Below are 24,985 nucleotides of genomic sequence, written 5' to 3'. Positions count from 1 at the left end.
CGTTCCCCTTACTTCTTACGTGCGTGACGTGAACGAACGATATACTTATCGCTCGACTTGTTACGCCGCGTACGTTTACCTTTAGTCGGCTTACCCCAAGGGGTAACCGGATGACGACCGCCGGATGTACGACCTTCACCACCACCATGTGGGTGATCGATCGGGTTCATCGCAACACCGCGAACATGCGGGCGGCGACCAAGCCAACGGGAACGACCTGCCTTACCAAGATTAATATTGGCATGATCAGGGTTGGAAACCGCACCAACGGTTGCCATGCAAGTACCAAGAACGCGGCGCTGTTCACCAGACAGAAGACGGATAAGGGTGTAACCCGCATCACGACCAACGATCTGAGCATACGCACCAGCAGAACGTGCCACCTGTGCACCTTTACCAGGCTTCAGCTCGATGTTGTGCACAATTGTACCAACTGGAATGGAAGCCAAAGGCATCGCATTACCTGGTTTAACGTCCACATGTTCACCAGCTACAACCTTATCACCAGCAGCCAGACGCTGCGGCGCAAGGATATAAGCCTGCTCACCGTCCTCATAGGAAATGAGAGCAATGAATGCTGTGCGGTTAGGGTCATATTCAAGACGCTCAACGGTACCGACAACGTCGAACTTGCGACGCTTGAAGTCTACTACACGATAAGTGCGCTTATGACCACCACCAATGTTGTTTGCGGTCTTGCGGCCGTAGTTGTTACGACCACCGGACTTGGTCAGACCTTCAGTCAATTTCTTGACTGGCTTGCCTTTCCACAATTCTGAACGATCAACTTGAACAAGCTGACGACGACCAGGAGATGTGGGATTAAATGTCTTAAGTGCCATTTTTCCTAAATCTCCCTTAAAGACCGGTTGTCACGTCGATGGCTTGACCATCTTCAAGTGTAACAACTGCCTTTTTAAAGTCAGACTGTTGACCGATAACACCGCGAAAGCGCTTTGTCTTACCCTTGCGAATAAGAGTGTTAACCGCTTTAACCTTCACACCAAAGAGCGCTTCAACAGCAGCTTTGATTTCAGGCTTGGTCGCGTCCTTAGCCACCTTGAAAACAACTTTGTTCTCTTCAGAAGCAATAGTTGCCTTTTCAGTGATCACAGGAGCAACGATTTTATCATAGTGAGCAATTTTACTCATTAGAACCGTTCCTCCAGAGCTGCGACTGCCGCTTTCGTCAGAACCAACTTTTCACGACGCAGAATGTCGTAAACGTTGATACCTTGAATTGGCAGAACATCGACCAATGGAATGTTGCGAGATGCGAGACCGAGGTTTGCATCCACTTCCTTGCCATCAACAATCAAGGCACTGTCAAGACCAAGACCAGAAAGAGAAGCTTTAAGAGCTTTTGTCTTTGCTTCAGCGGCCTTCGCATCTTCAACAATGATAAGATTACCAGCAGCTGCTTTAGCGGAAAGCGCGTGCTTCAGACCAAGAGCCCGAACCTTTTTCGGCAAGTCGAACGCATGGGAGCGAACAACTGGACCAAATGCTTTACCACCACCACGGAACTGAGGAACCTTACGGTTACCGTGACGTGCACCGCCAGAACCTTTCTGACGAACAAATTTCTTGGTGGTACCTGTAACTTCGGAGCGATCCAAAGTCTTATGTGTACCAGCCTGACGCTTAGCGAGCTGCCAGCGTACAACGCGTTGGATCAGGTCCTTACGTGGCTCGAGACCAAAGATCTCGTCAGACACGGTGATCGAACCGGCTGCGCTGCCGCCGAGGGTCTTAACCTCGAGTTCCATCACTCACCTTCCTTCCCGGTTTCGGTCGCTGCAGCTTCAACTGCACGGAAGGCACCAGGTACTGGTGCAGCTTCAGGCAGCGCCTTTTTAACTGCATCACGAACCAGGATCCAACCGCCTTTAGAACCAGGTACAGAACCCTCAACCAAGATCAGACCGCGCTCAACGTCGGTACGAACAATCTTGAGGTTCTGAGTGGTAACGCGCTCGCTACCCATGTGTCCGGCCATTTTCTTGCCTTTGAACACTTTACCTGGATCCTGACACTGACCCGTAGAACCATGCGCACGGTGTGAGATAGAAACACCGTGTGAAGCACGACCACCACCGAAGTTGTGACGCTTCATAGCACCGGCAAAGCCTTTACCGATTGATGTACCGGTAACATCAACAAACTGGCCATTGACGAAGTGATCTGCAGTGATTTCTGCACCAACTTCAATCAGGTTGTCTGCGGTTACGCGGAACTCGGCCACTTTGCGCTTTGGTTCCACCTTCGCTGCTGCGAAGTGGCCGCGCATTGCGCGATCCGTATTTTTTACTTTTGCTGCACCAACGCCAAGCTGTAGCGCTGTGTAGCCATTCTTTTCTTCCGTCCGATGAGAAACAACTTGGCACTTATCCAAGCTCAGCACGGTTACAGGCACGTGTTCACCTGCCTCATTGTATACCCGTGTCATTCCCACCTTCTGGGCGATCACTCCAGAACGCATCGGTGTGTCCCCTTATGGCCGCCTAGAGTTTGATCTCGACGTCAACACCAGCAGCCAGGTCGAGCTTCATCAAAGCGTCAACTGTTTGTGGTGTTGGTTCGACGATGTCGAGCAAGCGCTTATGTGTGCGCATCTCGAACTGATCACGACTCTTTTTGTCAATATGCGGCCCACGAAGTACGGTGTACTTCTCGATCCGCGTTGGCAACGGAACCGGTCCACGCACTTGTGCGCCAGTCCGTTTCGCCGTGTTAACGATCTCCTTAGTGGAGGCGTCAAGAACACGGTGATCGAACGCCTTTAGGCGGATCCGAATATTCTGACCGTTCATAACTTATCCCTACTGAGTAAGATTGGCAGCCTCATAGCAGAGACTGCCAACTAACTCAATTATTTTATTCGATGATTTCAGCTACAACGCCCGCACCAACGGTACGACCGCCTTCGCGGATAGCGAAACGCAGACCATCTTCCATAGCGATCGGCACGATCAACTCAACAGAAGCAGAGATCTTATCGCCTGGCATCACCATTTCTGTACCCTCTGGGAGAGTAACCACACCTGTCACGTCAGTAGTACGGAAGTAGAACTGTGGACGGTAGTTAGTGAAGAATGGGGTATGACGACCACCTTCTTCTTTGGTGAGGATATAAGCCTCAGCCTTAAACTTGGTGTGTGGAGTAACAGAACCTGGCTTACAAAGAACCTGACCACGTTCTACTTCTTCACGGCCAACACCGCGAATAAGCGCACCGATGTTATCCCCAGCTTCACCCTGATCGAGCAGCTTACGGAACATTTCCACACCGGTTACTGTGGTTTTTGCAGTTTCTTTAATACCAACGATTTCAACTTCGTCGCCAACGTGAATGATACCGCGCTCAACACGACCGGTTACAACTGTACCGCGGCCGGAGATAGAGAACACGTCTTCGATTGGCATCAGGAAGTCCTGATCGCGCGGACGGTCTGGAGTAGGGATATACTCGTCAACAGCAGCCATCAGTTCAGCGATTTTCTCGGAACCGATGTTTGCATCACGATCTTCCAGTGCTGCAAGAGCAGAACCAGCAATGATCGGAATATCGTCACCTGGGAACTCGTAGGAAGAAAGAAGTTCACGAACTTCCATTTCAACCAACTCGAGCAGTTCTTCGTCGTCTACCTGGTCAACTTTGTTCATGAAGACAACCAGAGCAGGCACACCAACCTGACGGGCAAGCAGGATGTGCTCACGTGTCTGTGGCATTGGGCCATCAGCAGCGTTCACAACCAGGATAGCGCCATCCATCTGAGCCGCACCGGTGATCATGTTCTTTACGTAGTCAGCGTGACCTGGACAGTCAACGTGAGCGTAGTGACGTGCATCGGTTTCGTACTCAACGTGCGCTGTGGAAATGGTAATACCACGCGCGCGCTCTTCAGGAGCACCATCAATCTCGTCGTATGCTTTAAAGTCACCGAATTGCTTGGTGATTGCAGCAGTCAGAGTTGTTTTACCGTGGTCAACGTGGCCGATTGTGCCGATGTTGACGTGCGGCTTCGTACGTTCAAATTTTTCTTTAGCCATCGGATTACTCCGTTCTCTCTGTGATCCTGTGGACTGTCTTAAAAAGCTTAAGCGTATTTCGCTTTAACTTCGTCAGCTACAGCCTGAGGGACCTGATCGTAATGATCGAACACCATGGAATACTGCGCACGTCCTTGGGACATGGAACGCAAGTTATTTACGTAACCAAACATGTTGGCCAGCGGAACCATAGCAGTGATAACGGTGACGACACCGCGGTTTTCAGTACCAGCAATCTGACCACGACGTGAATTCAGATCACCAATAACGTCACCCATGTAGTCTTCAGGGGTAACAACTTCAACCTTCATGATTGGTTCCAGAAGCTTTGGTTTTGCTTTCGCAATAGCTTCACGGAAACCAGCACGACCTGCGATCTCAAACGCCAGGACCGAGGAGTCAACATCGTGGTAAGCACCATCGGTAAGCTTAGCCTTGATATCAACCATCGGGAAGCCTGCCAGCGGACCGGAAGACATGACCGATTCAATACCCTTAGAAACACCTGGGATGTATTCTTTAGGTACGTTACCGCCCACAATGGTGTCGGAGAACTCAAAACCGGCGCCAATTTCATTTGGCTCGATTGAGAGTTTAATGCGAGCAAACTGACCAGTACCACCGGACTGCTTCTTGTGAGTGTAGTCGACATCTGCAGGAGCAGTAATCGTCTCACGGTAAGCAACCTGAGGTGCACCGATGTTTGCCTCAACCTTGAATTCACGCTTCATGCGATCCACAAGGATGTCCAGGTGAAGTTCACCCATACCAGCAATAATTGTCTGGCCGGATTCTTCATCTGTTTTCACGCGGAAGGATGGATCTTCTGCAGCCAAGCGGTTCAGGGCAAGACCCATCTTCTCTTGGTCACCTTTGGTTTTAGGCTCAACAGCGATCTCGATAACCGGATCCGGGAACTCCATGCGCTCCAGAATAACAGGCTTCAAAGGATCGCAGAGCGTATCACCAGTAGTGGTATCCTTCAGACCAGCAATAGCAACGATATCACCTGCGTAAGCAACATCAATGTCATCACGGCTGTTGGAGTGCATCTGCATCATACGACCAACGCGTTCGCGCTTACCCTTAACTGTATTCAATACAGACGAGCCTTTATTCAGCACACCTGAGTAAATACGGGCAAAGGTCAAAGAACCCACGAATGGGTCATTCATGATTTTGAAGGCGAGCATGCCGAGCGGCTCTTCATCAGAAGATTCGCGAACGGTTTCTTCCTCGGTCTTCGCATCAATACCTTTAATCGCTGGAACTTCTACCGGGCTTGGCAAATAGTCCACAACGGCATCAAGAAGCGGCTGAACACCTTTGTTCTTGAACGCTGTACCACACAGAACTGGAACGAATTCACCAGCAATGGTACCTTTACGGATCAGCTCCTGAAGCTTTTCAAAGGAAGGTTCGTTACCTTCCAGATATGCTTCCATTGCTTCTTCGTCAATCTCAACAGCTGTTTCGATGAGCTTATCGCGGTACTCAGCTGCTTGATCGGCAAGATCTGCAGGAATATCCAACTCATCCCAGCTAGCGCCAAGACTTTCACCATTCCAAACAAGTGCTTTCATCTTCAAAAGATCAACAACACCTTGGAATTCGCTTTCAGCGCCAATTGGCAGCTGCAAGCAGAGCGGAGTAGCACCAAGACGCTTCTCGATCATTTCTACACAGCGGAAGAAATCAGCACCGAGCTTATCCATCTTGTTAACGAAGATCATCCGCGGAACATTGTACTTGTCGGCCTGACGCCAAACAGTTTCAGTCTGCGGTTCAACGCCAGCGTTGGCGTCAAGAAGGGCTACCGCACCATCAAGCACACGCAAGGAACGCTCAACTTCAATAGTGAAGTCAACGTGACCAGGGGTGTCAATGATGTTAAGACGCTTACCGTTCCAGTGGGCTGTTGTTGCAGCAGAAGTAATGGTAATACCACGCTCCTGCTCTTGCTCCATCCAGTCCATAGTAGCTGCACCGTCGTGAACCTCACCAATCTTGTGAGATTTACCAGTGTAGTAGAGGATACGTTCCGTTGTAGTCGTCTTACCAGCATCAATGTGAGCCATGATGCCGAAGTTACGGTAGTCCTCGATATTATGCGTGCGGGACATAGCGCCAGCCTCTTTCCGGGGAGATTACCAACGATAGTGCGAGAACGCGCGGTTGGCTTCAGCCATACGGTGCGTATCTTCGCGCTTTTTAACTGAGTTACCACGGTTGTTAGCCGCATCCAGCAGTTCGCCTGCCAAACGCTCAACCATAGTGGTCTCGTTACGGCCACGTGCAGCAGAGATTGCCCAACGAATAGCCAGAGCCTGACGACGCTCGGAACGAACTTCAACAGGAACCTGGTATGTTGCACCACCTACACGGCGTGAACGTACTTCAACTTGCGGCATAACATTCTCAAGCGCTTCATGAAACACTTCGAGAGGGCTATTGCCGGTTTTCTTTTCCATGATGTCGAAAGCACCATAAACAATGCGTTCGGCAACAGATTTTTTACCATCGAGCATTACCGCATTCATAAATTTGGTAACGACGATATCTCCGAACTTAGGGTCCGGAAGAACTTTACGCTTCTCAGCGGCGTGACGGCGTGACATAAGCTATATCCTATTATTTCGGACGCTTAGCGCCATACTTGGAACGACGCTGTTTACGGTCTTTAACACCCTGGGTATCAAGCACACCACGAATAATGTGGTAGCGCACACCCGGCAAATCCTTTACACGACCGCCGCGGATCATCACGACAGAGTGCTCTTGCAGGTTGTGACCTTCACCCGGAATATATCCGATAACTTCAAAACCATTTGTAAGGCGGATTTTTGCCACTTTACGCAGAGCCGAGTTCGGCTTCTTTGGTGTAGTGGTATAAACACGCGTACAAACGCCCCGCTTTTGCGGGCAAGCTTCCATAGCAGGAACCTTGTTCCGCTTGGCAGAGTCTTTCCGCGGCTTGCGGATCAACTGGTTAATAGTCGGCATAATTTGCCCTTTTACCTTTTGCTTTTTGACCGGACGCAGCAACTGGTAGACATACGCAAGCGCCCCTATCCCAACTCGGAAATTCTCCAAGCCAGAAAAGCGCTGCGACAAACCAGAGGATCACGGATAACCGTGATCGTGCATTCGACTTTTATTCGCCTATAAACCTGGTACCGTTTAAGCTTTAGCATTCTGGGACGTAGCGTCACCGGAAACGGTCATTGCTTACCGCATACCATGAGGTTGCGCGGAACCTACTCACATGTTGCTCTCTCGTCAAGTGCTTATCAGTAAAAACTGAGATTCATTGACCTGTGATTGACTCTTGCGTCATTGCAGGAAGCAACTTTTGCTCTATTGAGAATATTATTACTCAGCAAGTGAGATTTGAGCAACTTAGTTAACCACACTTTAACACACAAGCCCAAGCTGATTAGAAATGCTGGCAAGAGCCCCTATGAACTTGAAAGAATGATTCTGTTAGATTTCTAGGTTTTCGGCCTTACTCATTGAAACAAATGATAGCAACAATTCCTTGTTGGGCATCATTATAAGCACTAACAAAAGGCTCTTGTTCGGGAACTTCTGTTAAAACACCAATTTTTGCCAGCTCTGCTTCAGCATAACCATCATCAGACAATGCTTCCAATGTTTTCGTTACCGCATCGTCATCATCTACTGCTCTACAGATAACATTTACTTCATGCGCATCTTCTTGTGTCAAAGCATCAGCATTCCACGCACGTCCCATAAGAATATATGTGGTGGAACCTGCCTCTTGTTCCTGCTCTCTTTCCATAACCATCCCCTTCAATACTTCATAAGTGCACTTCTAAAGTCGAGAACCCTCGTCACTATTGCGGTGCAATTACGAAAATAAAAGCCAAAAAATAAAAGGCCACCCGAAGGCGGCCTTTCATTTACTCTCTTCAAAACACCCTAGTGACCGCCGCCACTAAAGTCTTCTAGCATATTATCAGCATTACCGGCAGTCGAAGCCGCACGGCGTGCATCCATGATCAGGTCATCACGCTTCATAGCTACTTTGCGGATCCGGTTCATCGCCCCGCCAGTACCGGCAGGGATCAAGCGACCCACAATCACGTTTTCTTTCAAGCCATCAAGCGGATCACGCTTACCGGCAACCGCAGCTTCGGTAAGAACGCGTGTTGTCTCCTGGAACGATGCCGCAGAGAAGAACGAACGGGTCTGCAAGCTCGCCTTGGTAATACCCAGCAGAACCGGGTTTGCCTTGGCAGGGTCACGTGCATTGTCGATCGCTCGTTGGTTAGCTTCCTCAAAGTCGATCTTGTCAACCTGCTCACCAGCAAAGAACTCGGTCTCGCCTGGATCGGTGATTTCAACTTTCTGCAACATCTGGCGAACGATAACCTCGATGTGCTTATCGTTGATGCCCACACCTTGCAGACGGTAAACCTCTTGAATCTCGTTGACCAAGAACGCAGCCAGAGCTTCCACACCCTTAATAGCAAGGATGTCATGCGGTGCTGGGTTACCGTCGATCAGGTATTCACCTTTCTCGATGGTATCACCTTCCTGCAAGTGGAAGTGTTTGTTCTTCGGAATCAGGTATTCAACCGGCTCCAGACCTTCTTCGTGTGGCTCAATCACAATACGACGCTTGTTCTTGTAGTCACGACCGAAGCGGATAGTACCGTCAATCTCTGCAATAACCGCGTGATCCTTCGGACGGCGGGCTTCGAACAGTTCCGCAACCCGTGGCAGACCACCGGTAATATCTTTCGTCTTCGCGCTTTCCATAGGAATACGCGCAAGCACGTCACCAGCCTGAACATGATCGCCTGGCTGAACAGAAAGAATTGCATCAACTGACAGCAACGAGCGAGCATCGCCACCACGTTGCAGCTTTTTCACCTTACCGCTCTCGTCTTGAATCGAGATCGAAGGCTTCAAATCAGCACCGCGCGGTGTTGAGCGCCAGTCAATAACCACACGCTTGGTAATACCGGTGGTTTCATCGGTGTTTTCCTGAACGGATGCACCATCAACCAAGTCCTCGAAGTTCACACGACCGGAAACTTCAGTCAGAATTGGACGGGTGTATGGATCCCATTCAGCAATACGATCACCACGTTTGATTGTATCACCTTCATCGGCAAACAGTTTGGAACCATATGTCAAGCGGTGTACAGAGCGCTCATTGCCTTCATCATCAACAATGATAATGGACATGTTACGCGCCATCACAATCAACGCACCAGCACTATCACGTACCACATTGCGGTTGCGGGTCTTGATTGTACCGTCGTAGTTTGCTTCGATGAATGAGCTGTCAACAACCTGCGCTGTACCACCAATGTGGAACGTACGCATGGTCAGCTGCGTGCCCGGCTCACCAATAGACTGCGCAGCAATAACACCAACCGCTTCACCAATGTTCACAGGTGTACCACGGGCAAGGTCACGGCCGTAACACGCGCCACACACACCTGTCTTGGTTTCACAAGTCAGCACCGAGCGAATTTTGACGGTTTGGACTTTGGCAGCTTCAATAGCTTCCACGTCTTTTTCATCAATGAGCGTTCCCATTGGAACAATCACTTCGCCAGTAGCGTTATTGATAATATCCTCAGCCGTTGTACGACCCAGAATTCGCATACCAAGTGTTGCAATCACGTTACCCGCATCGACAATTGGTGCAACAGTAATACCATTGGTTGAGCCACAATCGTGCTCAAGGATAATGCTGTCCTGCGCCACATCAACCAGACGGCGTGTAAGGTAACCAGAGTTCGCAGTCTTGAGCGCCGTATCCGCCAGACCCTTACGGGCACCGTGGGTGGAGTTAAAGTACTCAAGAACCGAGAGGCCCTCTTTAAAGTTCGCGATAATCGGGTTCTCGATGATGCCGCCATCCGGCTTCGCCATCAAACCACGCATACCACCCAGCTGTTTCATCTGTGCTGGTGAACCACGCGCACCGGAATGCGCCATCATCCAAACAGAGTTCATCGGCTTTTCACGGCCGCTTTCCTCGTCATGCTCGGTCGAGGAGATGCGTTTCATCATCTCGTCAGCAACTTTGTCGGTACACTTCGCCCAGGCGTCAACAACCTTGTTGTATTTCTCGCCCTGGGTGATCAGACCGTCATTGTACTGCTGTTCGTATTCAGCAACCATTTTGGCAGTCTCATCAACCAAGCCAGCTTTGGTATTTGGAATAACCATGTCATCCATACCAAACGAAATACCGGCAAGACACGCATTTTTAAAGCCAAGCTGCATAACGCGGTCACAGAAGATGACTGTCTCTTTCTGACCAGCTGCACGATACACAGCATCGATCATTTTGGAGATTTCTTTTTTCGTCATCAACTTGTTGGCAATGTCAAAGCCCACTTCAAAATGCTTTGGCAACAAGTCAGCAATCATCATACGGCCAGGTGTTGTTTCGTGAATTTCCGAAACTTCCATACCGTGTTCGTCAACTGTACGGAAACGACCGCGAATCTTCGAGTGCAGCGTAATAACACCGTTATCCAGTGCATGTTGCAATTCACCCAGATTACCAAATGTCATGCCCTCGCCTGGCTCGTTCTCCGCCATGATAGACAGATAGTAAAGACCAAGCACAATATCCTGTGAAGGCACGATGATAGGACCACCGTTCGCAGGGTGCAAAATGTTGTTGGTAGACATCATCAGCGTACGCGCTTCAAGCTGGGCCTCCAGCGAAAGCGGTACGTGAACAGCCATCTGGTCACCATCAAAGTCAGCGTTAAACGCCGAACATACGAGCGGGTGCAGCTGAATAGCCTTACCTTCAATCAAGGTAGGTTCAAATGCCTGAATACCAAGACGGTGCAGCGTTGGCGCACGGTTCAACAGAACCGGGTGCTCGCGGATCACCTCGTCAAGAATATCCCAAACCTCTGGACGCTCTTTTTCAACCAGCTTCTTCGCCTGCTTAACAGTTGAAGAGTAACCTTTGGCATCCAGACGCGAATAAATAAACGGCTTGAACAGCTCAAGCGCCATCTTCTTCGGCAAACCACACTGGTGCAGCTTTAGGTTTGGACCCACAGTAATAACGGAACGACCCGAGTAGTCCACGCGCTTACCGAGCAAGTTCTGACGGAAGCGACCTTGCTTACCCTTCAGCATGTCGGAGAGCGACTTCAATGGACGCTTGTTGGCACCTTGAATCACACGGCCACGACGACCATTGTCAAACAACGCATCAACAGATTCTTGCAGCATACGCTTTTCGTTACGGATAATGATATCCGGTGCACGCAGCTCAATAAGACGCTTCAAGCGGTTGTTACGGTTGATAACACGGCGGTACAGATCGTTCAAATCCGACGTCGCGAAACGACCACCATCCAGCGGCACCAATGGGCGCAAATCTGGCGGAATGACTGGCACAACGGTCAGGATCATCCATTCAGGACGGTTACCGGATTCGATAAACGCTTCCACAACCTTCAAACGCTTGGCCAGTTTCTTCGGCTTCAGCTCGGTTGTTGCCTCGGCAATCTCGCGGCGAATCTTTTCAGACTCAGCCACCAAGTCCATGCTGGCAAGAATTTCGCGGATAGCTTCCGCACCGATCATCGCGGTAAAGGCGTCTTCACCATATTCGTCCTGAGCAGCCACATGCTCTTCTTCAGAAAGCAACTGGTGCTGCTTCAGCGGCGTTAGGCCCGGCTCAATAACAATATAGTTTTCAAAGTAGAGAACGCGTTCCAGATCCTTCAAGGTCATGTCAAGCAACTGACCGATGCGGGATGGAAGCGATTTCAAGAACCAGATGTGAGCGACAGGTGCTGCCAGCTCAATATGGCCCATGCGTTCACGGCGCACGCGTGACAAGGTGACCTCAACGCCACACTTTTCACAGATAACGCCTTTGTATTTCATGCGCTTGTATTTACCACACAAGCACTCATAATCCTTGATAGGACCAAAGATACGGGCGCAGAACAAACCTTCACGTTCTGGCTTGAACGTACGGTAGTTGATCGTCTCCGGCTTTTTAATCTCACCAAATGACCAAGAAAGAATTTTTTCAGGGCTGGCGATTGAGATGCGGATATGATCGAAGGTCTGGACGGGAGCCTGCTGGTTGAACAGGTTCATGACCTCTTGCGACATCGCTCTCTCCTTAGATGCGCGGCAAGGAAGCACGTATAAAACGTGCCTCCTTATTGTACCGGCTAATTAAAAATCTTGCGGCAAAACAGTTAGTAATAACTATTCCGCAGCATCCACGGCTTCTGCATCATCATTCTTAGGCTGATGCACTTCTTTGTCTTTCAGCTCCACATTCAGACAAAGTGAACGCATTTCCTTAACAAGCACGTTAAAGCTCTCAGGAATACCGGCCTCAAAGGTATCATCACCACGAACAATCGCTTCGTAAACCTTTGTACGCCCTGCCACGTCATCTGACTTAACAGTGAGCATTTCTTGTAGGGTATAGGCAGCACCGTATGCTTCCAGCGCCCACACTTCCATCTCACCGAAGCGCTGACCACCAAACTGGGCCTTACCGCCAAGCGGCTGCTGGGTAACCAGCGAGTAAGGACCAATGGAGCGCGCGTGGATTTTGTCGTCCACCAAGTGGTGCAGCTTCAACATATAGATGTAGCCCACAGTCACCTGTCGGTCGAATTGCTCACCGGTACGGCCATCAAACAGTGTTGACTGACCCGATGGCTTCAATCCAGCGGTAGAAAGCATATGCGAGATGTCCGGCTCACGTGCACCGTCAAACACCGGGGTCGCAATAGCAACACCTTTTGTTTTCAGCTGCTGTGCAAGCTCGACAACCCCTTCATCATCGAAGGACTTGACCGCATCACCCTTAATATTTTCGCCGTAGAGTTCTACAATCTCCGTACGCATGGCTTCAATCTCGCCATTCTTACGGTACTCATCGTAGAGCTCGCCGATTTTCTTGGCCATACCGGCACACGCCCAACCAAGGTGCGTTTCCAGAATCTGGCCAACGTTCATACGCGAAGGCACGCCGAGCGGGTTCAACACGATGTCCACGTGGGTACCATCCTCAAGGAACGGCATATCTTCACATGGGTTAATCTTGGAAACCACACCCTTGTTACCGTGACGACCGGCCATTTTATCGCCCGGCTGAATTTTACGCTTCACGGCAACGAAGACTTTAACCATCTTCATAACGCCCGGTGGCAACTCATCACCACGTTGAAGCTTTTCAACCTTGTCGATAAAGCGCTGCTCAAGGCGTTTGCGGCTCTCGTCGTAAGAACCACGCAACGCTTCCAGCTCGCCCATCAACTGTTCGTCTTCAACAGCAAACTGCCACCACTGCGAACGCGGGAACTCGTTCAGCACATCGCCATTGATTTCAACACCCTTACGGAAGTTCTTCGGACCACCAACAGCAATCTGACCCATAATCATCTCGGCCAAACGGCCATAGACGTTGCGGTCAAGAATAGCTTGTTCGTCATCACGGTCTTTCGCGAGAGTTTCAATCTCTTCACGCTCAAGCGCCATGGCACGTTCATCTTTTTCCACCCCGTGGCGGTTAAAGACGCGCACTTCAACAACTGTACCGGAAACACCTGGTGACAAACGCAGGGAAGTATCACGCACGTCAGAAGCTTTTTCACCGAAGATAGCACGCAGTAGTTTTTCTTCCGGTGTCATTGGGCTTTCGCCCTTCGGTGTGATTTTACCCACGAGAATATCGCCGGGCTTCACTTCTGCACCCACATACACAATACCCGCTTCATCAAGGTTCTTCAGAGCCTCTTCAGAAACATTTGGAATATCGCGTGTGATTTCCTCAGGACCAAGACGGGTGTCGCGAGCCATGACTTCAAATTCTTCCAAGTGGATAGATGTGAACACATCGTCACGCACAATCCGCTCGGAAAGCAGGATGGAATCCTCGAAGTTATAACCGTTCCATGGCATAAACGCCACGAGCACGTTCCGGCCAAGCGCCAGATCACCAAGATCAGTCGAAGGACCATCTGCAATGATATCGCCTTTGGAAATACGGTCACCCACATTCACCAATGGACGTTGGTTGATACAAGTATCTTGGTTGGAGCGTTGGAACTTCAACAGACGATAGATATCAACACCGGACTTGGAAGGATCAAGATCCTCAGTCGCACGAATAACGATACGTGTCGCATCAACCTGGTCGACCACGCCGCCGCGTCTAGCAACAATTGCCGCACCAGAATCGCGTGCAACCACAGGCTCCATACCAGTACCAACGAATGGGGCTTCAGCACGTACGAGTGGCACGGCCTGACGCATCATGTTGGAACCCATCAAGGCACGGTTCGCATCATCGTTTTCAAGGAACGGAATCAAAGCCGAAGCAACCGAAACCAGCTGTTTTGGCGAAACATCCATCAAATCAACGCGATCAGGTGAAATCAGAATGTTTTCACCAGCATGACGACACTGAACCAGATCAGAAGAAAACTTGTTATCTTCGGTAAGCTCGGCGTTTGCCTGTGAAACGTAGTACTTACTCTCTTCCATAGCAGAGAGATACACCACCTCGTTGGTAACAACACCGTCTTTCACAGTACGATAAGGGCTCTCGATAAAGCCATACTTATTCACACGTGCAAATGTTGCCAGCGAGTTGATCAAACCAATGTTCGGGCCTTCAGGTGTTTCAATCGGACAGATACGACCATAGTGGGTCGGATGCACGTCGCGCACCTCAAAGCCGGCACGTTCACGGGTCAAACCACCAGGACCCAGCGCAGAAAGACGACGCTTGTGCGTTACTTCTGAAAGCGGGTTGGTCTGGTCCATAAATTGCGACAGCTGGGAAGAGCCGAAGAATTCACGTACAGCAGCAGCAGCCGGTTTCGCGTTGATCAAGTCCTGCGGCATAACAGTGTCGATCTCGACAGAACTCATACGCTCCTTGATCGCACGCTCCATGCGCAACAAACCAACACGATACTGGTTTTCCATCAATTCGCCTACAGAGCGAACGCGGCGGTTGCCAAGGTTATCAATATCATCGATCTCGCCGCGACCGTCACGCAGATCAAGAAGAACTTTCATCACTGAAAGAATGTCTTCCTTGCGCAAGGTCCGCACAGTATCTTCACAGTCAAGGTCCAGACGCATGTTCATTTTCACGCGGCCAACCGCAGAAAGATCATAGCGTTCGGCATCGAAGAACAATGACTGGAACATTGCTTCGGCAGTCTCGATAGTGGGTGGCTCACCTGGGCGCATCACACGGTAGATGTCAAAGAGCGCACCTTCGCGGGTGTCATTCTTATCAGCAGCTAGTGTATTGCGAATGTAAGCACCAACATTGACGTGATCGATATCGAGAACAGGAATTTCGCCAAATCCACGATCAACCAATTCGGCAAGCATTTTCTCGCCAATTTCATCACCGGCTTCATAGTAAATTTCACCGGTTTGCATGTTGACCATATCTTCAGCCAGATACTGACCAAAAATGTCTTCTTCTTCGACCTTAAGCGCTTCAACACCTTTTTCGTTCAATTGACGAATGGTACGCGCTGTAATCTTCTTACCTTCTTCAACAAGCTCTTCACCTGTAGAAGCATCGATAAGCGCACGAATAGCTTTAGTGCCTTTCAGGCGACCACCATCAAATGGCATCGACCAGCCATCATTGGTAAGCTTGTATTCAATACGGTTATAGAAAGTATTTAGAATATCTTCGCAAGACAAGCCCAAAGCCATCAGCAAGGAAGTGACTGGGAGCTTCCTGCGACGGTCAATACGGGCATAAACGATATCCTTGGCATCAAACTCGATATCAAGCCAAGAACCACGATAAGGTATAACTCTTGCTGCAAACAAAAGTTTACCTGACGAATGTGTCTTACCCTTGTCATGATCAAAGAATACACCGGGCGAGCGCTGCATCTGAGAAACGATAACGCGTTCTGTACCATTAATAATAAAGGTACCGTTATCAGTCATGAAAGGAATATCACCCATATAGACATCTTGCTCTTTGATGTCTTTAACGGACTTTGCTTCGGTATCTTCATCGATATCAAATACAATGAGTCGCAACGTCAACTTAAGTGGCGCTGCAAAAGTAATGTCGCGCTGGCGACATTCATCAACATCATATTTAGGTGCTTCAAATTCGTAGGACACGAATTCTAGAAGTGATGCTCCAGCAAAATCCGAGATTGGGAACACGGATTTAAAGACGGCCTCGAGGCCCTCGTCAACGCGGCCACCCTGTGGCTTCTCGACTTGCAGAAATTGGTCATAGGACGCTTTCTGCACTTCAATCAGGTTTGGCATAGCCGCTACATCGCGGATGGATCCGAAATACTTACGAACCCTCTTGCGACCGTTGAACGTTTGCGTCATTGTCGCTCCTCGTATCACTCAAAGGTGACGGTTTAGCGAAATTGTACATGCCCTAGAGTACAATTTCACAAAACCGCCCCCGCGGGGACTTCCCCAATAGCCCAGCCCCAATTGGGACAATTACCCCGGCAAGCAAGCCCGCCAGGGTATGAAAGTGGCCCCAGTTTACACCGGGACCAATATAGTAAAACCCAAGATTACTTGAGTTCAACCTTTGCGCCAGCTTCTTCAAGCTTCTTCTTAAGCTCTTCAGCTTCGTCTTTAGCAACGCCTTCTTTAACTGGCTTAGGAGCACCTTCAACCAGTTCTTTAGCTTCTTTAAGACCAAGACCAGTGATCGCACGTACTTCTTTAATCACGTTGATCTTCTTCGCACCAGCGTCAGCCAGGATTACGTCGAATTCAGTCTTTTCTTCAGCAGCTTCAGCAGCAGGACCAGCAGCAGCAACAGCTACAGGAGCAGCAGCAGAAACGCCCCATTTTTCTTCAAGCATTTTGGAAAGCTCAGCAGCTTCCATAACTGTCAAAGCGGAGAGTTCTTCTACGATCTTTTCGAGATCTGCCATTTTCTTAGTACCTTAGTTTTCGAACCGTAAACGGTATTAGTTAAGATTGAGTGGTTCCGCCTTATGCGGCTTGATCCTTCTCGGCGTACGCATTGAAGACGCGAGCAAGCTGCCCGGCCGGTGCGCTTGTAACCTGAGCAATACGAGAAGCTGGGGTCTGAATCATACCCACCAACTTGCCGCGGAGCTCGTCCAGAGACGGCATTGTTGCAAGAGCGTTAACACCAGCAACATCCAGGTTAGTTGAACCAAGAGCACCACCGAGGATTTTGAAGTCTTCATTATCCTTGGCAAATTTTGCAGAGACCTTAGGAGCTGCAACCGGATCATCGGAAAATACGATGACAGTTGGGCCCTTAAACAGATCACTGATATGCTCAAGTTCAGTGCCTTGAAGGGCAAGCTTGACAAGACGGTTCTTTGCAACTTTCACAGTTCCGCCAGCTTCCCGAGCTTCAGCACGCAGCTGAGTCATCTGGGAAACTGAAAGACCTGCATAGTGCGCAACAACAGCAACGCCAGCGCTAGACAGCACTTCGTTGAAGTCAGATACGAACTTTTGCTTTTCCGATCTTTCCACTTGCCTTCTCCATTTGACGATAACTTATCATTATCGCCGGTTAGCCTTTGCCGTTAGAGGGAAACCCTCACACGACGCTTAGGGTTCCTGTCCCCTCGCCTGTACATAACGACATTGGCAAGGCAGTACGGTTCGAATCAAAGCACTGCTTCCTATTAGGAATCAACACGATGAATCATCTCCATCTATGCAGGCCTGTAACGATTAAACCTCAAAGAGGCACCTGCAGTCTCGGACAGGGGTCAACCTTATAGATATAATGGTTGACAAAAAACCTCCCGTTTACACGGGAGGTAATTCTATAGGTTCCGTTCCTTACTCGGTAACGGAAGCCAAATCAAGCTTTACACCCGGTCCCATTGTGGACGAAAGTGCTACACGCTTAACGTAGGTGCCTTTTGCGCCTGCTGGCTTTGCTTTCACAACAGCATCAACAAAGGATTTGATGTTTTCTTCAAGCTTGGCAGAATCAAAAGAAACTTTACCAACACCTGCATGTACAATACCGGCTTTTTCAACGCGGAACTGTACAGAGCCACCTTTAGCGTCTTTAACAGCCTTAGTCACATCAGGAGTAACGGTGCCAACCTTAGGGTTTGGCATCATACCACGAGGACCAAGAACTTTACCAAGGCGACCAACCAATGGCATCATGTCAGGAGTTGCAATAACGGTATCAAAGTCGATTTTACCGCCTTGCACTTCTTTCACCAGCTCTTCAGCACCAACAATATCAGCACCTGCCGCTTGTGCTTCTTCTGCCTTTGCATCACGAGCAAAAACAGCAACACGTACAGTTTTACCAGTACCGTTAGGCAGAACACATGCACCACGAACCATCTGATCAGCGTGACGTGGATCAACACCAAGGTTGATAGCAACTTCTACAGTCTCGTCAAACTTGGCTTTACCATTACCTTTAATCAAAGCAACAGCTTCAGAAAGACCATAGTCCTTATTGCGATCAACACCCTCACGAGCAGCTTTAATACGCTTACCTACTTTAGCCATGATCTTAACCCTTCACTTCCAGACCCATAGAACGGGCAGAGCCTTCAACCATCAGCATAGCTGCATCGATATCGTTGGCATTAAGGTCTTTCATTTTTGCTTCTGCAATTTCGCGAACCTGATCGCGTGTTACAGATGCAACAAAACCCTTACCAGGAGTCTGGGAACCAGACTTGATTTTAGCAGCTTTCTTCAAGAAGAAAGAAACTGGAGCAGTCTTCACTTCAAATGTGAAAGACTTATCCGAATAGTAAGTAATCACGGTTGGGCAAGGTGCACCCTTCTCGACATCCTGCGTTTTCGCATTGAATGCCTTACAGAATTCCATGATGTTCAGACCGCGCTGACCCAGCGCAGGACCGATTGGCGGGGATGGTGTAGCAGAACCCGCAGGTACCTGAAGCTTCAAGTAGCCTTCAATTTTCTTCGCCATTTAAGACTCTCCAAAGAGTTTGAGGGTATCCCCTCTTGTTAAGAGAGAGGGCGGTCTGGCAACAGCACACCGGCGAAGCGCACCTAACCTGCCGCCCGGCAAAATACAGTCAATTAACCGCCGATTTTCTCGACTTGACCATATTCCAACTCGACCGGCGTAGCCCGGCCAAAAATGGACACAGTTACTTTCAACCGCGCCCGCTCCTCGTCGACTTCCTCGACAAGACCTGAGAAAGAAGCAAATGGTCCATCAGAAACCTTAATTTGCTCCCCAACCTCAAAACTGACAGAAGGCTTCGGCGCCTCAACACCATCTTGAACCTGATTCAAAATGCGTTGCGCTTCAGCCTCGGAAATTGGCATAGGCTTCTTGTCATTCCCAAGAAAACCGGAAACTTTCGGCGTATCATTGATTAAGTGATACGTATCGTCGGAAAGCTCCATCTTTACCAAAACATAACCTGGGAAAAATTTACGCTCTGAGTCCACTTTGCGCCCACGGCGCACCTCAACTACCTTTTCAGTAGGAACCAGGACCTCATCAAACGCCTCTTCCAGACCATTTTGAGCAGCTCGCTCCCTAATGGATTCAGCTACTTTCCTCTCAAAATTTGAGTAAGCCTGAACGATATACCAGCGCTTTGCCATATTTAATTGTGCTCCAAGCGTGTGGCTAAACCACTCTTAAAATCCCAGCAACAAGCTCAGCAAGTAGCTCATCAACTGATCCGCAGCCAGAAAAAACATAGATGCAAGAAAAACCATTATGAAAACCATAAGGGTTGTCACACCTGTTTCTTTACGCGTTGGCCATGTAACCTTCGCAGTTTCAGAACGCACTTCCTGGAAAAATTTCAAAGGGTTGGTTTTTGCCATCCGTTCCCGGCCCATCTCACGACAGCTGGGCCCGTGAATTATTTCACGCGCCCTGCTGAGAAACCTCTATAGGCCATTCACTCCATGAAAACAAGAGAAAATGGCAGGGGCAGCAGGGTTCGAACCCGCGACCTACGGTTTTGGAGACCGTCGCTCTACCAACTGAGCTATACCCCTTCATGACACCCTCAACTCGCAAGGGCCAATTCTTTCCTAGTTTTTAAGTCCTTAGGAAGACTGCTGCACCGCATTTAAAGCCTGCGGCGCAGCTTGTAAAGTCAAAAAAATGACTTATTCGATGATTTCAGCTACAACGCCCGCACCAACGGTACGACCGCCTTCGCGGATAGCGAAACGCAGACCATCTTCCATAGCGATCGGCACGATCAACTCAACAGAAGCAGAGATCTTATCGCCTGGCATCACCATTTCTGTACCCTCTGGGAGAGTAACCACACCTGTCACGTCAGTAGTACGGAAGTAGAACTGTGGACGGTAGTTAGTGAAGAATGGGGTATGACGACCACCTTCTTCTTTGGTGAGGATATAAGCCTCAGCCTTAAACTTGGTGTGTGGAGTAACAGAACCTGGCTTACAAAGAACCTGACCACGTTCTACTTCTTCACGGCCAACACCGCGAATAAGCGCACCGATGTTATCCCCAGCTTCACCCTGATCGAGCAGCTTACGGAACATTTCCACACCGGTTACTGTGGTTTTTGCAGTTTCTTTAATACCAACGATTTCAACTTCGTCGCCAACGTGAATGATACCGCGCTCAACACGACCGGTTACAACTGTACCGCGGCCGGAGATAGAGAACACGTCTTCGATTGGCATCAGGAAGTCCTGATCGCGCGGACGGTCTGGAGTAGGGATATACTCGTCAACAGCAGCCATCAGTTCAGCGATTTTCTCGGAACCGATGTTTGCATCACGATCTTCCAGTGCTGCAAGAGCAGAACCAGCAATGATCGGAATATCGTCACCTGGGAACTCGTAGGAAGAAAGAAGTTCACGAACTTCCATTTCAACCAACTCGAGCAGTTCTTCGTCGTCTACCTGGTCAACTTTGTTCATGAAGACAACCAGAGCAGGCACACCAACCTGACGGGCAAGCAGGATGTGCTCACGTGTCTGTGGCATTGGGCCATCAGCAGCGTTCACAACCAGGATAGCGCCATCCATCTGAGCCGCACCGGTGATCATGTTCTTTACGTAGTCAGCGTGACCTGGACAGTCAACGTGAGCGTAGTGACGTGCATCGGTTTCGTACTCAACGTGCGCTGTGGAAATGGTAATACCACGCGCGCGCTCTTCAGGCGCACCGTCGATTTCGTCATATGCCTTGAAGTCACCGAACTGCTTGGTGATTGCAGCGGTAAGAGTGGTTTTGCCGTGGTCAACGTGGCCGATTGTGCCGATGTTGACGTGCGGCTTCGTACGTTCAAATTTTTCCTTCGCCATTGGCGTAGCTCTCTGTCCGTTCGCAGCCCAGTTACTCTATGCGCCACTTCGCAGCATACATAAAGACCGACTTCACAAGATCAACAATGATTAAGTAATTGGAGCGGGTGAAGGGAATCGAACCCTCGTATTCAGCTTGGAAGGCTGCTGCTCTACCATTGAGCTACACCCGCACAACAATTTCAATGGTGGAGGAGGTTGGATTCGAACCAACGTAGGCATAGCCAGCGGATTTACAGTCCGCCCCCTTTAGCCACTCGGGCACTCCTCCGAATATTGAAATTAAGCGACTTAATCACATCTTCGGTTCAAAAACTCGACCCCTTGTTTCCAAAGGTGTCGCGTCCCTGTGGCGCGGTTTATGCAGGGACGAACGCCAACTGTCAACGCCTGTTTTAAGTTTGCACCAGAAAATTAACAGGCTCTTGCAAAAAAAACTCTAAAAAGGCTTGCGAGCTAAAAAAATCTATACAGCAAACAAACTATAGCACCGCTTTATCCACCTCTTTGCCTAGCCTTAACCGCTTTGGTCATTTAAGAAAACCAAAGACAATACGACTAAGTGCACTCAGCATGCGGCCATTCATATGAGAAGCCCGCCCTGCCCGGCACTCGAAGACAACTACTCATATAGGCCCCCACGAAGGCCAGAGCGTCACAAGAAAGACAATTGCAACATGAGCCAGCAGGATAAGCCCCCCTTTAAGCATAAAAACAATAAAAGACCCCATAAGGATGGTAGTTTTAAAAGAGCTGGCACCCGCCCCCATCAAAAACCTGAGTACCGCCGAAAATCCGAACCCTCAGACGAGCCCATGCACCTTTATGGTCTCCACACGCTAGAAGCCGCCTTCAACAACAAAGAGCGCAAGCGCCACAAATTGTTCGTCACCACCAACGCCCTCAACCGCCTCAAAGAGCGCGACATCACCATCGATGTTCCCATTGAAGAGATGTCACCACGCCAAATCGACAAGCTGGTTTCCAAAGACGCCGTACACCAAGGTGCCGTTCTACTGTGTGACCCCCTGCCCCATTATGGCGCTGCCCATCTAAAACACGGCAAACTGGTTTTGGCACTGGATCAAGTCACCGACCCGCACAATGTGGGCGCGATTTTGCGTAGCGCCCTCGCCCTTGGTGCCGATGCCGTTGTCACCACCCGCCGCCATGCGCCCGAAGAAGGTCCGGTACTGGCCAAAACCGCCAGCGGTGCCTTGGACATGATCAAACACGTACGCGTGCAAAACATGGCCCGCTTTGTGGAAGAAATGCAGGACGCTGGCTTTCAAGCCATAGCTCTCGATAGCGAAGGCCCGACCTCACTGGAAGAAACCCGGTTTACCGACAAAACGCTATTAGTGCTCGGATCGGAAGGCAAAGGCGTGCGTCAAGGCATCCGCGAAACCTGCGGCACCCTCGCTCGCCTAGATATGCCCGGCCCGATAAAATCCTTAAATGTTTCCAACGCAGCTGTGCTTTCTCTCTATGTTGCACGGGTAAAAATGGGCCTTGTAAAGCTGTAATCACACCGCAAAGCACTGATAACCAATAAAAATTGCTCATTTTTGCAAAAAACATGCAGCTTACTGTGCAAAAGCAAATCTTTTTTAAAAAGGGAGTTTACAAGCACCGCTGCAACCGCTAAATAGCCGCTCAGCAACAACGGGAAGCCGGTATAGCTCAGATGGTAGAGCACCTGACTTGTAATCAGGGGGTCGCGAGTTCGATCCTTGCTGCCGGCACCAGTTGCTAAAATTTGAATATGATGCCGGTATAGCTCAGATGGTAGAGCACCTGACTTGTAATCAGGGGGTCGCGAGTTCGATCCTTGCTGCCGGCACCATTTCAATGCAGGCCTAACGGCCTACAAAGCCTCCCTCGGGAGGCTTTTTGCTTTTCTGCCCTTTATCAGCACATGGTAAGCAAACGGGCGTTTTGGTGAGGCCAACAGAGCGTATTCTCGAAAAGTGTCTACCGGTTTTTGGGGAAGAATACGCGTCAAAATAAAAAAGTAGCAGTTTGAGTGCTTCTATTTAATAGCAAACTGTTTTAAAATTAACATTCACAACACACTTCACTTCATTTTTAGCGCCGTTTATCTTCTACTAATTTGCAGCTACTAAAACTTGCTTATCCTAATAATAAGATTTCATGATACGCAAACGCTTTAAAAAACTATGGATTCATCAATGCGATTATTTATCTTACTAACTTTCGCCTGGTTAATGCAAAGCAACCATACCGTTGCCTTTGAAGTTGTAAAACCGCTCGATTTAATGGATGCAACGATATGGATAAAGCCCTCCAAGCCGGTCGAGGGACCTATTTTACATATAAGCTGTCGCCGTGCCATATATCCTGAGTTCAGAATTGGCCTACTCTATCATGATGGTTTTACGACAAAAGATCGCTATGCTCTTCAAACACCACAATTTAAAATAGATCAAAAGCCAAGCCGGATGCTGTTTGCTACCCTGCATAATTACAATGGTAAGTTTTCCATTATTGCAAAAGAAGGTCAAGAAACGATCAATCTTATCATGCAGGATCTGCAAAAAATTCAATCTAGCCTATCTATTTCAGATATTGACATCCCACTAGTATTCCAAGCTGAAAGCTTGAAAGGCGCTGAGCAGTATCTATAGCAGCAATGTCCACCAAAAGAATTTCATGAATACACTTTAGCAGATAAATATAACGATATCGTATCAGCAAATTTAGTACCGGTAGAACTCGTTGATGTTTTCGGGATTGACACCAAAGCCACGAGCATCTCGCTGCTCCTATCAGAAGTTGCTATAACCCCCTGGACAGCAGAACAACGCATTCAAACAGCGGCAAATATTGCCACAACATTAAATAAGAGATTGAAGCTTCTAAATACTAATGTAACCATCAACCCTGCCGGTTTGGACTATCCCGGTTCCCTAGTCTCCAAACAATCAGAAGCCGGCGTTACTCAAGCTATGTACTATGAGGCACTCTCCGTGAGTTAATGCCTGAAGGCACAATCGATGAAGAGGGTTTCTTTCTTATTGGCACAAACGCTAATGTATTTAACCAGAAAATATTCGAGTACTATCAAGCATTCTACAAATATAAATGGATAGCTGCCGACAGCGCTCTTGGTGAGGTCTCTAAAACACCAAGGAGCGATGCAGCCATGAATATTGTTTACCAAGCCATGAGCAAGGATCTTGGCTATGATGCGGAAAACTATTATCCATTCAAAAATAGCGATGGTGCAATCTCTAAATATAAAAACAAAAAGTTACCACCATCTCTTGAGAGAATTGTCGATCAAGCAGTTAATATATTCTGTACGCATGAACCATCATATTGCTATTTAAGAAACATAAGCCGCAAACAAAAGTAACAAAGTCACGACCTTCCACCGAAGGTGGAGGTTTTTTGCTTTTAAGAGCTTAGAAAAAAATGGGCGTTTTGGTAAGTAGGATTTCGCCCCTTCCTACCCCCTCTAAATACCCTTTCAGCTTAATACTGGACTGGCTTAAGAATAGTGGAGAGCCTCTGTCTCAATTTTTCTACGTTGTCTCTCGAACGTAATTGGCGATTGGTAGTCTAACGCCGAGTGTCGCCGGGTTGGATT

22 protein-coding genes and 5 tRNA genes are annotated in these 24,985 nt (G+C 49.0%); 5 read left to right on the top strand and 22 right to left on the bottom strand.

What is annotated here, in order from left to right; translation table 11 throughout:
• Positions 1 to 8 precede the first annotated feature (8 nt).
• The 22 genes from rplB to AYK67_RS03235 form a co-directional block, all read right to left on the bottom strand.
• Entirely contained in the window at positions 9 to 842 is an 834-nt protein-coding gene (rplB, locus tag AYK67_RS03340) for a 50S ribosomal protein L2 (RefSeq protein WP_068082311.1), read from the bottom strand.
• 16 nt (positions 843 to 858) lie between these two features.
• On the bottom strand, positions 859 to 1,152 hold the full coding sequence (locus AYK67_RS03335; RefSeq protein WP_068082310.1) for a 50S ribosomal protein L23: 294 nt from the start codon (positions 1,150 to 1,152) through the stop codon (positions 859 to 861).
• Positions 1,152 to 1,769 (bottom strand): 50S ribosomal protein L4, encoded by a 618-nt coding sequence (gene rplD / locus AYK67_RS03330; RefSeq protein ID WP_068082306.1) that lies wholly within the window; start codon positions 1,767 to 1,769, stop codon positions 1,152 to 1,154. The genes AYK67_RS03335 and rplD overlap by 1 nt, the downstream gene beginning before the upstream one ends.
• The gene (gene rplC / locus AYK67_RS03325; RefSeq protein ID WP_068082303.1) at positions 1,769 to 2,482 is read right to left on the bottom strand and encodes a 50S ribosomal protein L3; all 714 of its coding nucleotides are present in this window, start codon (positions 2,480 to 2,482) and stop codon (positions 1,769 to 1,771) included. Before rplC ends, rplD begins: the two co-directional genes overlap by 1 nt.
• Before the next feature lie 22 nt (positions 2,483 to 2,504).
• Positions 2,505 to 2,813 (bottom strand): 30S ribosomal protein S10, encoded by a 309-nt coding sequence (gene rpsJ, locus AYK67_RS03320; RefSeq protein WP_068082299.1) that lies wholly within the window; start codon positions 2,811 to 2,813, stop codon positions 2,505 to 2,507.
• 64 nt (positions 2,814 to 2,877) lie between these two features.
• Positions 2,878 to 4,053, bottom strand: a complete 1,176-nt coding sequence (tuf, locus tag AYK67_RS03315; RefSeq protein WP_068082265.1) for an elongation factor Tu — start codon at positions 4,051 to 4,053, stop codon at positions 2,878 to 2,880.
• Positions 4,054 to 4,100: 47 nt separating this feature from the next.
• Entirely contained in the window at positions 4,101 to 6,176 is a 2,076-nt protein-coding gene (fusA, locus tag AYK67_RS03310; protein WP_068082296.1) for an elongation factor G, read from the bottom strand.
• Between the two features lie 24 nt (positions 6,177 to 6,200).
• On the bottom strand, positions 6,201 to 6,671 hold the full coding sequence (gene rpsG, locus AYK67_RS03305; RefSeq protein WP_068082293.1) for a 30S ribosomal protein S7: 471 nt from the start codon (positions 6,669 to 6,671) through the stop codon (positions 6,201 to 6,203).
• A gap of 13 nt (positions 6,672 to 6,684) precedes the next feature.
• Positions 6,685 to 7,056 carry a 30S ribosomal protein S12 gene (rpsL, locus tag AYK67_RS03300; RefSeq protein ID WP_068083208.1) on the bottom strand — a complete coding sequence of 124 codons (372 nt, stop codon included), beginning with the start codon at positions 7,054 to 7,056 and terminating at the stop codon, positions 6,685 to 6,687.
• A 502-nt stretch (positions 7,057 to 7,558) separates the two neighbouring features.
• A complete protein-coding gene (locus AYK67_RS03295; protein WP_068082291.1) occupies positions 7,559 to 7,855 on the bottom strand; it encodes a hypothetical protein in 297 nt (98 codons plus the stop codon).
• 140 nt (positions 7,856 to 7,995) lie between these two features.
• A complete protein-coding gene (gene rpoC, locus AYK67_RS03290) occupies positions 7,996 to 12,195 on the bottom strand; it encodes a DNA-directed RNA polymerase subunit beta' (protein ID WP_068082288.1) in 4,200 nt (1,399 codons plus the stop codon).
• A gap of 99 nt (positions 12,196 to 12,294) precedes the next feature.
• The gene (rpoB, locus tag AYK67_RS03285; protein WP_068082285.1) at positions 12,295 to 16,437 is read right to left on the bottom strand and encodes a DNA-directed RNA polymerase subunit beta; all 4,143 of its coding nucleotides are present in this window, start codon (positions 16,435 to 16,437) and stop codon (positions 12,295 to 12,297) included.
• Between the two features lie 197 nt (positions 16,438 to 16,634).
• Complete coding sequence (gene rplL / locus AYK67_RS03280; protein WP_068082283.1) at positions 16,635 to 17,003, bottom strand: 50S ribosomal protein L7/L12; 369 nt, start codon at positions 17,001 to 17,003, stop codon at positions 16,635 to 16,637.
• 61 nt (positions 17,004 to 17,064) lie between these two features.
• Positions 17,065 to 17,583: a 50S ribosomal protein L10 gene (gene rplJ / locus AYK67_RS03275; RefSeq protein WP_068082280.1), complete on the bottom strand. Its 519-nt coding sequence runs from the start codon at positions 17,581 to 17,583 to the stop codon at positions 17,065 to 17,067.
• A 315-nt stretch (positions 17,584 to 17,898) separates the two neighbouring features.
• Positions 17,899 to 18,594, bottom strand: a complete 696-nt coding sequence (rplA, locus tag AYK67_RS03270) for a 50S ribosomal protein L1 (protein ID WP_068082277.1) — start codon at positions 18,592 to 18,594, stop codon at positions 17,899 to 17,901.
• A gap of 4 nt (positions 18,595 to 18,598) precedes the next feature.
• On the bottom strand, positions 18,599 to 19,027 hold the full coding sequence (gene rplK, locus AYK67_RS03265; RefSeq protein ID WP_068082274.1) for a 50S ribosomal protein L11: 429 nt from the start codon (positions 19,025 to 19,027) through the stop codon (positions 18,599 to 18,601).
• A gap of 113 nt (positions 19,028 to 19,140) precedes the next feature.
• Positions 19,141 to 19,677: a transcription termination/antitermination protein NusG gene (nusG, locus tag AYK67_RS03260; RefSeq protein WP_068082271.1), complete on the bottom strand. Its 537-nt coding sequence runs from the start codon at positions 19,675 to 19,677 to the stop codon at positions 19,141 to 19,143.
• A gap of 36 nt (positions 19,678 to 19,713) precedes the next feature.
• Positions 19,714 to 19,905, bottom strand: a complete 192-nt coding sequence (gene secE, locus AYK67_RS03255) for a preprotein translocase subunit SecE (protein WP_068082268.1) — start codon at positions 19,903 to 19,905, stop codon at positions 19,714 to 19,716.
• A 101-nt stretch (positions 19,906 to 20,006) separates the two neighbouring features.
• Positions 20,007 to 20,082 (bottom strand) — tRNA-Trp (locus AYK67_RS03250).
• Positions 20,083 to 20,196: 114 nt separating this feature from the next.
• The gene (gene tuf / locus AYK67_RS03245; protein WP_068082265.1) at positions 20,197 to 21,372 is read right to left on the bottom strand and encodes an elongation factor Tu; all 1,176 of its coding nucleotides are present in this window, start codon (positions 21,370 to 21,372) and stop codon (positions 20,197 to 20,199) included.
• 99 nt (positions 21,373 to 21,471) lie between these two features.
• Positions 21,472 to 21,545: transfer RNA gene (locus tag AYK67_RS03240), tRNA-Gly, on the bottom strand.
• A 13-nt stretch (positions 21,546 to 21,558) separates the two neighbouring features.
• A tRNA-Tyr gene (locus AYK67_RS03235) sits at positions 21,559 to 21,643 on the bottom strand.
• Between the two features lie 406 nt (positions 21,644 to 22,049).
• Here AYK67_RS03235 and AYK67_RS03230 point away from each other — a divergent pair.
• The 5 genes from AYK67_RS03230 to AYK67_RS03210 all read left to right on the top strand — a co-directional run bounded on the left by AYK67_RS03230 (position 22,050) and on the right by AYK67_RS03210 (position 24,751).
• Positions 22,050 to 22,898, top strand: a complete 849-nt coding sequence (locus tag AYK67_RS03230) for a TrmH family RNA methyltransferase (protein WP_068082262.1) — start codon at positions 22,050 to 22,052, stop codon at positions 22,896 to 22,898.
• A 146-nt stretch (positions 22,899 to 23,044) separates the two neighbouring features.
• Positions 23,045 to 23,120, top strand: a tRNA-Thr gene (locus tag AYK67_RS03225).
• A gap of 22 nt (positions 23,121 to 23,142) precedes the next feature.
• A tRNA-Thr gene (locus AYK67_RS03220) sits at positions 23,143 to 23,218 on the top strand.
• 346 nt (positions 23,219 to 23,564) lie between these two features.
• A complete protein-coding gene (locus AYK67_RS03215; protein ID WP_156453037.1) occupies positions 23,565 to 24,020 on the top strand; it encodes a hypothetical protein in 456 nt (151 codons plus the stop codon).
• Between the two features lie 350 nt (positions 24,021 to 24,370).
• Positions 24,371 to 24,751: a hypothetical protein gene (locus tag AYK67_RS03210; RefSeq protein WP_068082256.1), complete on the top strand. Its 381-nt coding sequence runs from the start codon at positions 24,371 to 24,373 to the stop codon at positions 24,749 to 24,751.
• Positions 24,752 to 24,985: the final 234 nt, after the last annotated feature.

Source organism: Polycladidibacter stylochi, assembly GCF_001562055.1.
GTDB classification, from domain to species: domain Bacteria; phylum Pseudomonadota; class Alphaproteobacteria; order Rhizobiales; family Stappiaceae; genus Pseudovibrio; species Pseudovibrio stylochi.
The sequence above is the reverse complement of the archived record's forward strand: the minus strand, read 5'-3'. Positions and strand labels throughout refer to the sequence as shown.